7 protein-coding genes are annotated in these 12728 nt (G+C 62.1%); 3 read left to right on the top strand and 4 right to left on the bottom strand.

Features of this window, described 5'->3' with window-relative positions; genetic code table 11:
- Positions 1-383 precede the first annotated feature (383 nt).
- Positions 384-3488 carry an autotransporter domain-containing protein gene (locus LOZ77_RS04195; RefSeq protein ID WP_230280940.1) on the bottom strand — a complete coding sequence of 1035 codons (3105 nt, stop codon included), beginning with the start codon at positions 3486-3488 and terminating at the stop codon, positions 384-386.
- A gap of 480 nt (positions 3489-3968) precedes the next feature.
- Here LOZ77_RS04195 and LOZ77_RS04190 point away from each other — a divergent pair, with 480 nt between their 5' ends.
- Positions 3969-5498 (top strand): aldehyde dehydrogenase (NADP(+)), encoded by a 1530-nt coding sequence (locus tag LOZ77_RS04190; RefSeq protein WP_230280939.1) that lies wholly within the window; start codon positions 3969-3971, stop codon positions 5496-5498.
- Between the two features lie 21 nt (positions 5499-5519).
- Here the strand turns inward: LOZ77_RS04190 and LOZ77_RS04185 are convergent, their stop codons facing one another.
- From LOZ77_RS04185 to LOZ77_RS04175, 3 genes are read right to left on the bottom strand one after another with little or no spacing between them, the layout of a single operon-like run.
- A complete protein-coding gene (locus tag LOZ77_RS04185) occupies positions 5520-7094 on the bottom strand; it encodes a DUF5060 domain-containing protein (RefSeq protein ID WP_230280938.1) in 1575 nt (524 codons plus the stop codon).
- Between the two features lie 44 nt (positions 7095-7138).
- Positions 7139-8134, bottom strand: a complete 996-nt coding sequence (locus tag LOZ77_RS04180; RefSeq protein ID WP_230280937.1) for an aldo/keto reductase — start codon at positions 8132-8134, stop codon at positions 7139-7141.
- On the bottom strand, positions 8134-9702 hold the full coding sequence (locus LOZ77_RS04175; protein WP_230280936.1) for a glycoside hydrolase family 28 protein: 1569 nt from the start codon (positions 9700-9702) through the stop codon (positions 8134-8136). Before LOZ77_RS04175 ends, LOZ77_RS04180 begins: the two co-directional genes overlap by 1 nt.
- Before the next feature lie 141 nt (positions 9703-9843).
- Between LOZ77_RS04175 and LOZ77_RS04170 the strand changes: the two genes are divergently transcribed.
- Both LOZ77_RS04170 and LOZ77_RS04165 read left to right on the top strand, forming a co-directional pair.
- Entirely contained in the window at positions 9844-10572 is a 729-nt protein-coding gene (locus LOZ77_RS04170) for an SDR family oxidoreductase (RefSeq protein WP_230280935.1), read from the top strand.
- A gap of 36 nt (positions 10573-10608) precedes the next feature.
- Positions 10609-12618: a right-handed parallel beta-helix repeat-containing protein gene (locus LOZ77_RS04165; RefSeq protein ID WP_230280934.1), complete on the top strand. Its 2010-nt coding sequence runs from the start codon at positions 10609-10611 to the stop codon at positions 12616-12618.
- Positions 12619-12728 lie beyond the last annotated feature (110 nt).

Below are 12728 nucleotides of genomic sequence, written 5' to 3'. Positions count from 1 at the left end.
CGATACATATGGCCCGCCCCGCGTGCCACCGACCAGAACGCCCCGCCCGCCGGTCGGTCAGGGCCGAACAGGCAGTCGGGGCGATCGTGCTGGCTTCAAGGGAAAAGCCAGTGGGGGAAAGCCGGTGGGCACCCGCATGCGAAAGCCGTACGCATGCGAAAATCTGCCATGCCCAGCGATGCGGACAATCAGGGTTAACCCGCTGATCGCGAGGGCATGCCCCCCTGCCCCGTACAGCCAGCTCTTCACCGACCCGTTTTACCGAACCCTTTGCAAGCATGATGGCCGCCATGCCCTGTGCCAAGACACAGGACATGACGGCCTGCCGGACGCCGTATGGGGCTGCGTCCGGCGTCTATCGACCGGGGGATCGCTTTCCCTTGTCAGAACGCGATATTGAGAGAGGCTCGCGCGCTGAGGTCGATATTTCCGCTGGTCTGTTCGGCGCCGATACCGATCAGCCATGCATGGTCCCATCCGCCGCCTTTCAGCCGCACCTCGGTCGTCCAGCCGCCTTGCAGCGAGGACGGCAGCAGGGTGAAACTGTCGCTTTCCTCGAAACTTGCGGTCAGCGATCCGATGTCGCCTGCCAGAACCGAGCGGTAGCCCGCTTCGAATTCGGCAGTCAGCGGATTGTCGCGGATGTTCTGCCGGTCCAGCCGGAAGCTGCCGACAAGCGAGGGGGTCAGCGCGGTGACGTCGCTGGAGCGCTTGTCCACCGTCAGGGCCAGCGCGTCGATATCGGCACTGGTCTCGTAACCCTTCTCATCCAGACGATAGTGATCGAGCATGATCTTGGGTCGCAAGGTCAGCGTACGGTTGACGCGGTAGTCATAGGAACCGCCGATCATGCCGGTATAGCCGGTCCCCTTCCATTCGCCCGTGCTGTCATAGGTAAATTCGCTGTCTGACACAGTGCCGGTGAAAGTGTTCGACCCGTCCATGTTCGCCCAGAAATAGCCTGCCCGGGCAAAGCCGTAGAAATTCCCGAGACTGGCGCGCCAGTGCGCAGCAACTTCGTATTTCGTGATGTCGACATCACGATAGTCGCCGGTAGAAGAAGTGCCGCTTGACCACGATCCCGATACGCCGAGATAATTGTTACCCAGCCGCTTTTCCCATCCGCCGGACATGCCCCAGCCCGATACGTCGTAACCGGCGGTGTCGCCCTTGTCCTTGCTGCCGGTCACGTAAAAGGGTTCAAGCCAGATGCCGACCGGCCATTCGTCGAAATGCGCGATATTGTCGGATATGCGTTTCGACGACTGGCGCGAACTGCGGGTGATGAAATCGAATACCCCGCCTTCGTATTCGGGCAGCATCTGCGCGAACTGACCCTCCAGCGAATCCATGTCCTCGGCCTGCAGGATGCTCGCTTCCAGATAGGCATTTTCGCCCGCCGTCTGCAGCAGCGCGCTATAGGCGGACGAGGCCGCGCTGTTCAGCCCCAGCTCTTCCGGCGTGTAAAGCTCGACGTCGACCGTGACCGAATTCTCGTCGCTTGTCAGGCTTGCGCCGTAGATCAGCGGCAGGTCGTCGATATTGAGTGTGAGCGTATCCTGCCCCGTCATCTGATCGGCGGTCAGGACAGTATAGGAGCCGTCCGCTTCGAGAAAATGGGTGATGACCGGATCCAGCGTCGCGCCATCGGCAAATTCCGCGGTGTTGACGTCGAAGCGGGAGGTTGTGCCTGCCTCTCCATCGATCACCACGCCGAAGGAACCGTCCGCACCCACGGTCAGGCTGTCGAAGCTGGCCGTTTCGCCGTCGGTAATTGTGAACAGCCCTCCATTGACGGTGACCGACGTATTCACGCCGTTTTCGATCGTGCCATAGAAATAGCTGTCGCCGTTCAGCGTGACGGTGGCGATATCCGATCCAGAATCCAGCGTGCCATAGAATTCGGACGTGTCGGCCATGGCAAGATCGAAGCTGCCACCACCCGAGTAGACCGTACCGCCATAGACGGCATTACCCGACAGGCTCATCGCATCGTCGCCCGCGGCGAAATAGACGTCGCCGTCGATGATGCCGGTCGAAGCGGTGAGCAGATCGTTGCCCGTGCCGGTCATGATGTCCCCGGTGATGCGGGCATAGATGGTCGGATCGTCCGGATCGTAATCCTCGTCCTCCAACTCTTCGGCGTAATCGGCCGCATCTACATCGTTCAGATATTGCGCGATGGTCACGCCGCTCGTGTTGTGGCTGAGGTCCAGAGCAATCGTCTCGTCCTCGCTCGCGCCCGAAGTCGTGATGAGGCCGGTATTGTCGATCTGGCTCAGCGTGCCCGAAAGGTCGCGGATCGCCACGGCGGAACCCTCGCCCTGTGAAGTGATATTGGCGCGCACCGTGCCGCTGACGTAAAGATCGGGGACGGTGGCGCCTTCGTCGATCAAAATCGCCACCGCGCTGCTGTCGGGCGTCGTCGCCGCGACTGTCCCACCAACCGATATGCCGTCGGTCAGATCGACCGTGCCGCCCTCTCCCCCGATCACGACGGCGGTCGCGTCGAAAGTGCTGTAATAGCCCGAGGCCGTGACCGAACCGTCGACGCCCAGCGAATAGGTGCCATCGCGTGTCTGTCCGCCGCCGATGGTGATATCCCGGTCGCTGCCGATCAGCAGCGCGGGGGATTCGCCATAGCTGGTGATCGAGCCGTTGGTTTCGTCCGCATCGTCGATGCCGTCGCCGTCTTCATCGTCATTGTCGGAATCGAGTTCCAGCGGCCGCGCATCGACCAGCACGCCATTGGCGACATCGCCCTTCACCTGAACCGCCGCCACGGATTCGCGCAATTGCGAGCGGGACAGCGTGTAGGTCGTACCGTCGTCATTGGTATAGCTCAGCGCCTTGGTCAGCGTGCCATCGATCACCAGGCTGCCATCGACATCGCCATCGACCAACAAGGCCTGCGTTCCCCGCCCGACCGTGGTGACCGTTCCGCCGACCGAGAAGTCCGTGGCAATGTCTCCGGTCGCGATGCCGGTGCTGTAATCCCCGACGACATAGATCGCATCGGTATTGTCGAAACTGCCCGCCCAGCCGTCGGCAAAACGGATACCGGCGGAATTCAGACCCTCGACATAGATTGTGCCGTCGTTCTGGATCGTGCCCGTGGTCGAATCGACCAGAATGCCGGTGCGCCCCGATGCTTCGGCTACGGCGCCGTCGGGGGTGCCATTGCCGTCGTCGTCATCGGGAACGAAATCTTCCAGCACATAGATGCCGCCTTCGTCGTTGAAGAATGTGCCGTTGGTCCCGCTGGCGATATACAGGCCGTTACGCCCGTCCGCATCGTCGGCCAGCACCACACCGTCCTCGTTGATGGTGATCGTACCATTGCTGTCTATGGTCAGCGGATCGGCGCCGTCCACTTCCAGCGTGGCATCGGTATCGATCGTGATATTGCCATCGGCCGAGGTGGCAAGGGCGGTATCGCTTTCGTCATCGACCGTCACATCGGCCCATGCGGGCGACGCGAGGGCCATGGCCGCGCAAGTCGAGCACAGAAGGGCTCGCTTGAAAGGTACAGGCGTCATGCAATTCTCTCTCTATCGGGGGACGCCGGACGGGGAGGCCGGCGGTTTCCTGATGCGGCGCATTGGCCGTGAGCGCGGGGGGGAGCGCCCATCCATAACGCGGGGCTAGGCAGCAAATGTGGAGGAAACATGGATGCCGCGCCTGATGGCGAACCGGGGCACGGATTGCCCGCCCAGTCCATTCCGATGCGGTCTATGGTCAGGCCGGTTTGGAGGTCCTCGGTAATCTGACGATCACCGGGCACTCCTCGCTTTAGCCGGAGAGAGTGCATGGCTTACGCCATCGTTCCGCCATGTTCGGCGAACCGCCCAGCTACGGAGCGGGACAGTCGTTTCAACTCTGAAACAGAAGACACTGGTTTTGGCGCAACTATCATGGTTGTGCAGATAGATCATACATCATACAATAACTCTGAAAGGGAGATTCCAATGACCGAATTCCGCTCCGTGACCGCCGAGACCGGCGAAGCCCACGGCGATCCGCTTACCGTTCACGGACCCGAAGATGTCGCGGCAGCCTGCGCCGCAGCCGATGCGGCCTTCGACATCTATCGCGCGACCGGGAACCTGGAACGCGCGGCATTTCTGACGCGGATCGCGGACGAGATCATGGCCATCGGCGAACCGCTGATCGAAGCCTATATGCGCGAGAGCGGCCTGCCCCGCGGCCGTGCAGAGGGTGAACGCGGCCGGACTTGCGGCCAGCTTAAAATGTTCGCCGATGTTGTCCGCATGGGCCAGTGGGAACAGATCCGCATCGACCCCGCCATGCCCGACCGTCAACCGCTGCCGCGCCCCGATCTGCGCCTGCGCATGATCCCTGTCGGCCCTGTCGCCGTATTCGGCGCGTCGAACTTCCCGCTCGCCTTCTCGACCGGAGGCGGCGATACCGCATCGGCGCTGGCCGCAGGCTGCCCGGTAGTGGTCAAGGGCCACCCCGCCCATCCCGTCACCGGCGGGCTGGTGGCACAGGCCATCGCCAAGGCCGTGGCCGACAGCGGCCTGCCTGCTGGCGTGTTCCAGCATCTGTCGGGTCCCTCGAACGAGCTGGGTGCCGCATTGGTACAGGACCCGCGCATCATGGCGGTGGGCTTTACCGGTTCGCGCGCAGGCGGCCTTGCGCTGAGCAAGCTTGCACAGGCGCGCGCCGTGCCGATCCCCGTCTATGCCGAAATGTCGAGCATCAATCCCGTCATCCTGCTGCCCCATGCGCTCAAGGCGCGCGGTGCGGCACTGGGCACGGCATTCGTCGGTTCGCTGACGATGGGCGCAGGCCAGTTCTGCACCAATCCCGGCCTTGTGCTGGCCGTCGACGGTGACGGCATCGACGATTTCGTCACCGCGGCCAGCGGCGGCGTGGCCGAAGCCAAGCCGCAGACCATGCTGACCAAGGGCATTGCCGCAGCCTATGCCAAGGGCATCGAAATGCTGTCGGGCCTGCCCGGCGTCGATACGCTGGCCAAGGGCGAGGAAGGCAGCGTCACCACCGGCGGCACCGCGCTGTTCCAGACCACGGCACAGCAGTTTATTGCCGAGAACGCGATCGGGCATGAAGTGTTCGGCTCGGCCTCGGTCATCGTGCGCTGCGCCGACGAAGGCGAGTTGAAGGCCGTTCTGGAATCGCTGGAAGGCCAGCTGACCGCCACGCTGCACATGGACGGCGAGGACGAGGCCATGGCCGCCACGCTGATGCCCGTGCTGGAACGCCGCGTCGGGCGTATCCTTGCCAATGGCTGGCCGACCGGTGTCGAGGTTTGCCCCGCCATGGTGCACGGCGGACCCTTCCCGTCCACCAGCGATCCGCGCACCACATCGGTCGGCAGCCTTGCCATCGACCGGTTCCTGCGTCCGGTCAGCTACCAGAACCTCGCACAGTCGCTTCTACCGCCCGAATTGCGGGACGATGCAAGCGGTGACGGTTTGCCCCGATTGATCGACGGCAAACTGACTGTAAATTAGGCCGAAAGCGGGTGGAGATTGTCATGCTGCCCGCAACCTTACCGCCATATAGGGGCGCCCCGGCAGGGCGATCGCGGGGCGGACGGGCGAATGGATGTCGTATTCATCCTTGCGCGCCATGCGGAATCGTCCTTGCGGTTCGACCGTCATGTTCCATGTGTCGATCACGTCAATTTCGTAATCGCGGATCGCATCGTCGGATTTGGACGGGAAACGGATTTCCCATTCCGCGGGCGATTCGGTCCCGAAATAGAGGAGGTAATACGCCCCCTCTTTCCCTGCCACGCGATAGTTCCACCATGGCTGGACCGCATCGATCCCGGGTGCCGGTCCTTCCTCCATAATGCGCTTCAGGAAAGCGAGGCGCGGCGCGCTGGTCCCTTGCAAGGTGCCGCCCTGCCCCAGCCATGAATGATCGGGGTTGCGATCCTGCGCATAGGTTTCGCTATGCCCCACATAGGTCCCGCCGATCAGCCCGTGCCAGAACCGTTCGACCATTTCCTCGCCGGTCAGATTGCCCCAGCGCTTGTCGATATTGCCCTCGTAAACCACCTCGTCAAAGATGACCGGTTTTTCGGCAAAGGCGCGGTGCAGTTCGGCGCGGATCGGATCGAGCACCGCCGCCCCGTTCTGCACGCTGGCATGGGTGATCCACGGTTTGCGCTGGTCGTAATAGCGGTGGATGTTGTGGATCGAACGCAGCCTGCTGTGCGGATCGGCATCGGCAAGCACGGTGAACAAATGGTCCCAGTCCGCATCTGTCTTGCTTTCGATCAGGTCGAATTCGTTCGCCATCGACCACCACACATTGCGATAGGCCCCGAAACGCGCGGCGACATAGCGGATGTAATGCTCGTCATCCTCGCGCTTCATGTCGGAATAGCCGCGCTTGGGGTCATAGGGCTGATAGAGGATCACATCGGCCTCTATCCCCAGCTCGCCCAGCCGGATGATGCGATCTTCGTAGCGGCGGAAATAGGCCGGGTCGAAACGCGTGGCGTCCCAGTTTCCAGGCCCTTCTCCCTTGCGGACGAAGGGGTCGGTCGCGACCGATGCGACATTGGGAAAAACCAGCATGCGCATCTTGTTGAACGGTGCGGCAGACAGGGTTTTCAGCGTCTGGCGGCATTTCTCTTCCGATTGCAGCGCCCATGAATAGCAGGTGGTGCCGATCTGGCGGAACGGCGTGCCGTCGGCATATGTAAAGTGGAACCCGTCCTTGCTGACCTGAACCGGCCCGTGATTGCCCTGCGTCGGCGCGGTGGCGGTAAAGCGGCCGCTCTTGCCACTCAGCGCGGGAGCATTGCTGCGCGTGGTCCAACGCCATCCGCCGGTCTCGGGCGGGCTGAAACGAAGGCGATAGAGCCCGTCCCCATCGTAGAAGCCGGGGACTTCGATCGTCTGCCCTGCCCCTTCCAGAACTGCCGAAAACAGCGTGTCGCGAAACGGATTGCCCGCCGATGGTCCCGCCAGCGCCAGTTCGAACACGCCCCAGCGTTCGACACGGGTTTGGGTGGCGGCGATGGCGGGGCGCGCCACTCCGGCTGCCCCCAGCGCCATGGCATTGGCGAAAACCGCCCGTCGGGTAATCGTCACGCTACTCTCCCATATGGCCCGCTGCTTGCGGGTCCGTCTCTATCTCAGGCCGCGGCCGGTGCATCGCCGCGCAGCAGGCCTGCCGCGCGCAATTCGCTCCACATCGCTTCCGGTATGGGTACGCCGATCAGTTCGATCGCCGCATCTACTTGCCGCACCGATCCCATGCCCGGGATGACGGCGGAAACCTGCGGATGTGCCAGCGGAAATTGCAGTGCCGCCGCGGCAAGGGGCACATTATGGCGCGCGCAAATATCCTCGATCGCGCCGACGCGTTCGATGATGGCAGGCGGCGCGGGTTCGTAATTGAAATTGGGAACAGGGCCGTCCCCGCGCACGCCCTTGGCCAGAATGCCCGAATTATAGGGGGCGGCGACCACCAGTTTCACGCCGCGCTGCGCGCACAACGTCAACAGGCTGTCGACCGGATCCTGCTCCAGCAGCGTATAGCGGCCTGCCAGCATGATGATGTCGATCTCGCCAGCATGGATCATTTCCTCGCACACGGCGATTTCGTTCACGCCGATGCCGATTTGCGCCACATCGCCCGCATCGCGCAACTCACGCAGCGCGCGATAGCCGCCATCCATGAATTCGGTGAAACGGCGGGGATGCTCCGCGCCATGGGCAAAGCTGCCGATATCGTGCGCGTAAAGGATATCGATACGGCTGCGTTGCAGGCGTTTCAGGCTGCTTTCATAGCTGCGCATGACCGCGTCATAGCTGTAATCGAACACGCTTTCGAACGGTTCGGGCGAGACGAATGCCTGCCGCACCGCCGTCAGATCGGCATCGGGGCGCGGGTCCAGCCTGCGACCGATCTTGGTGGAAACGACGGCGCTTTCCTGCGGGTCCAGTTCCGCCAGCGCCGCGCCGAGGCGCTTTTCGCTAAGGCCGAAACCGTAATGCGGGGCGGTGTCGTAATAGCGAACCCCCGCCTGCCACGCGCGGGCGACCACGGCGCGGGCATCTGCATCGGGCACCGCGCGATAGAGATTGCCGATCGATGCCGCACCAAAACCCAGATCCTGCGGTCCCATCAGCTGAACGCTCCCGTATTTTTCACCATCACATGGCTGCTGTCGCGCTGCGATACCGCCTGTTTGCCCGACATCGACGAAGTCACCCCGTCGATCAGCGCCCCGTCGACATGGCGGAGCGCTACGGCGGGACGCGCATCGGGCGCTTCAGTCGAAAAGCGGCAATCGCGCACCGTCAGCCGCTTCGCATGGCGCGCCCAGATGCCCTGCGCGGGCAAGGTTTTCAGATAGCTGACTTCAAGGCTGGTTTCGCGCCGATATTCGGGATCGCGCGCCGCATCCTCTTTCGTGCCGCCGCCTGCCGATTGCATGTCGATGCCGGTAAAGCTGACATCCTCAACCGGGCTGTCGGCAATGCCCTCGACCCCGCAGGGATAGCGCGGGTCGGCACCCGAAATCTGCACATCTTCGAACCGGACGCGGCGTATGCCCTGTATCGGCGCCCCCTTTGGCGCGCGCATGCGGGCACCGTGATGAACGAACAGCGGATGGTTCACCGGATCGCGGATGGTGATGCCCGAAATCGTCACATCCTCCATCACTCCGCCATCGACGATGCCGACAAGGATGCCGCGCGAATTGGTGCAGATGCAATCGCTGATCTGCACATTGCGGAACCCGCCGGTCGTTTCGGTGCCCATCTTGATCCGGCCCAGCACGCCGATCTTGTCGGGCGATCCGTAATCCGATTTGCGATAGGTGCCGTCCAGCAGCGATCCCATCTGGTAACCGCTGGTCTTGCAGCCGCGTATCTGGATATCCTCGCACACCACATTCCGGCCCAGCGCGTGGCTGCTTTTCAGCACGATGGCGTCATCCTTGGGCGCGTTGACGGTGCAATTGCTGACCCGGACGTCGCGGCAGCAATCGATGTCGATGCCGTCGCGGTCGGTATCGACCACCACCCCTTCGATCCGCATATTGGAGCAACCGTGGGCGATGATGCCGAAATGGCCGCCTTGCAGGATGGTAAAATCCTGCAATTGCACGCTGCGGCAGTTCATCAGGCCGAATGTCTTGTTCGCGCGCCCCACCATGGCCGCTTCGTGCGGGTTACGCAGCATCAGCTCTTTCGGCGTGATGCCCAGCCTGGCCGCCGATTGCCATTGATCGCGTTTCCACCAGAAATCACCCGGCCCCGCACGGTCCAGCCCCGCACCATAGATCAGCCCCCGCCCAACGACCGCGATATTGCTGGCCCCGTCGGCATAGATCAGGCTGTTGTGCACATGGGTGATGCCGAAATCCTGAAACTGCTGTTCCATATAGTTTTCGGGATGATCGTAATTCGCGCCATAGGCGCTGGGGTCCGCAGCCTCGATCACCGCGCCCGGTGACAGGGCCAATGTGATGTTGTCGAGCAGCCGGATCGAAAAGCACAGGTAACGCCCCGGCGGTACGGCTACGACGCCCCCACCACGACGGGCGGCGGCGGCAATGGCAGCATTGATCGCGGCGCTGTCGACCGAATAGCCGTTCCCTTTCGCGCCATGATTGCGAATATCCTCGACCACTCCGGTCGCCATGGCCTGCGATGCGGCAAAGGGGCTGGCCGCCAGTGCGGCCATCAGCCCTATTGCGGTTCTTCGGTTGAGGGGTAAGTCTGCGCTTGCGCCGTGATTAAACATACGACATCATATGAATTCATCCATGGCCTGTCCATGCCGAATATTGCCCATTTTCAGGGCCAACCCGTTGGGAGACAATGCATGAATCGCCTGAAGGGCAAAACCGCCCTGATCACCGCAGCCGGCCAGGGCATCGGTCGCGCCACTGCCGAAGCCTTCGTTCGTGAAGGCGCGCGCGTGATCGCAACCGACGTGCGCGCCGAAACGCTGGAAGGGCTGGAAGGCGCCGAATGCCGCGCTCTTGACGTAACCGATCCGCAGGCGGTCAAGGCCATCGCGGCTGAATTCACCGATGTGAACGTCCTGTTCAATTGTGCGGGTTTCGTCCATGCGGGCACCATCCTCGATTGTGACGAGGATGACTGGGCATTTTCCAACACGCTGAACGTGACCGCGCAATACCGCATGATCCGCGCCATCATGCCCAACATGATCGAAAACGGCGGCGGGTCGATCATCAACATGTCCTCGGTCGCGGGCAGCATCAAGGCCGTGCCCAACCGGTTTGCCTATGGAGCGACCAAGGCGGCAGTGATCGGACTGACCAAATCGGTCGCGGTCGATTTCGTGACCCAGGGCATCCGGTGCAATGCGATCTGTCCGGGTACGGTCGAAACCCCTTCGCTGCTGCAACGGCTGCGCGATACGGGCGATTTCGACAAGGCCTATGCCGAATTCACCGCGCGTCAGGCCATGGGCCGCTTTGGCCGTGTGGAAGAACTGGCCGCCCTCGCCGTCTATCTGGGATCGGACGAGAGCGCCTTTACCACCGGCACGATCAATGTGATCGACGGCGGCTGGGTCAACTGACCTGCCGCCCCGAAAATAATATAAGGAGAGGAAGATATGATCGGCAAAGCCGTTCGCACGGCGACATTCGCGGCAGGTCTGCTGTGCGCCACATCGGCATTCGCGCAGGTGACCGTCCATGTCTCGCCATCGGGCAGCGACCGCAATGCGGGTACCTCTGCGAAACCGGTCCGGACGCTGGAAAAGGCGCAGGAACTGGTGCGGGCCAGCAACAAGAAGGGGGATGTCACCGTCCTGCTGGCCGATGGCACCTATCGCCTGACCAAGCCACTGGTGTTCCGACAGGCCGATGGCGGCCAGAACGGCCATACGGTCGAATGGCGCGCCGCCCCCGATGCACGGCCGGTCATCACATCGGGCATCCACATCACCGGTTTCAAATCGTATGACGAGGAACGCCACCTCTATGTCGCGGACACGCCCAAGGGGCTGGATACGCGGCAGATCTGGGTGAACGGCACGGTCGCAGAATCGCCCTTCGTCGAAATCGCGCTCCACGACCTGAAATTCAGCGGGACCGGTTTTACCATCGCCAATCCCGATTACGCATGGCTGGCCGATATCGCCCGGCCCGACCGGATGGAGATCGAGGCGACGGGCATTTTCACCGACCGTTATTCGCCCGTGGAAACGATCGCGAAATCGGATGGCGGCGTGGAATTCACCATGTCGCAGCCGGCGTGGGACAATAACACCTGGGGCTATGACACGGCGAGCAAACCGCTGTTTCCAGAAGAATCGCGCTTTTTCCTGCGCGGGGCGCCCGAATTCATTGGCAAGGTCGGCCAGTGGCATTCGAACTGGCACCAGTGGGTGATCGATCCCGAAGCAGGCAAGCTCTATCTGCGCACGGGTCTGGACGAGGATATCGCCGATCTCGACGTCGTCGTGCCCACGCTGGAAGCGCTGGTTTCGATCAGCGGAACGCCCGACAAGCCGGTCGAAAAACTCAATTTTCGCGGGCTGCAATTTTCGCACACATCATGGCTCGGCCCTTCGCGAAACACGGGCTATGCCAACCAGCAGAGCGGTGCCTATCTGAGCGACGAATCGCCGTTGCACCCTGAAGACGCATGGGAAAAATGCGGCTGGGGCTGCGTCGAATTCGAATCCATGCGCCTGAAATGGCACCAGATCCCCGCTGCCGTGCAGGTGTCCGCCGCGCGCGACATCACTTTTGAGGGCAATGTCTTCAGCCAGCTGGGGCAGGTCGCGCTGGGCATCGGAAACGAGCCGCAGGCCCATCTGACCGGCGTGGGTCTGGCGACCGGCAATATCACCGTCTCGCGCAACCGCTTTACCGTATTGTCGGGCAGCGCGATCATGGCGGGCGGTGTACGCACCGACGCGCATCACCCGTCGGACCCGAACCTTGTCAACCGCGACCTGACCATCGCGGATAATGTGGTCGTCACCGTCAGTCAGGATTACAAGGATAATGCCGCGATCCTGACGACCTATATCGACGGGGCCAGCATCGTGCACAACGATATCAGCGATGCCCCCTATGACGGGATCGCAACCGGTTGGGGTTGGGGTTACAACGACGAAGGCGGCAATCCCAATTACGACCAGAACCAGCAGGGATATGTCCACAATCCCAAATTCACCACGCCCACGACGCTGCGCAACACTCTGGTCGAGGGGAACCGGATTCACGGGGTGAAACAATGGTATATGGACGGCGGGGCTATCTATAACCTTTCCGCCAATCCCAATTCGGTGATACGGAACAACCATATCTTCGACATCGATCACAAAATCGCGATCTATCTGGACGAAGGCAGCAAGCACTTCACCGTTACCGGCAATGTCGTTGAAACGTCGAGCGGAACGTGGCTGAACATCAATACCGCCGGCAAGATGTACGATCAGGGCATCTCGACCGACAATCGCGCGGTCGGAAACTGGCATAATTCGATGAAGACCGGCGGGCGCTGGCTGCCCCAATATGGCAACGACCCGCGCGGCAATTTCCTGGTTCCGGGCAGCGACTGGCCCGAAGAAGCGCGCAAGGTGATCGAGGCTGCGGGCGTTCGTCCCTGAGCCGGAACGCCTCCTGATCGAAGCACCGGTCGGGCTTCTAGTCGCACTTACAAAGAATGGGGGAGCCTGTAAAACACAGGCTCCCCCAACTCGTTAATGACCAGATCTGA

Origin of the sequence: Croceicoccus sp. Ery15 (assembly GCF_020985305.1) — a bacterium.
Taxonomy (GTDB): domain Bacteria; phylum Pseudomonadota; class Alphaproteobacteria; order Sphingomonadales; family Sphingomonadaceae; genus Croceicoccus.
This window is presented reverse-complemented; position numbering and strand designations above follow the sequence as displayed.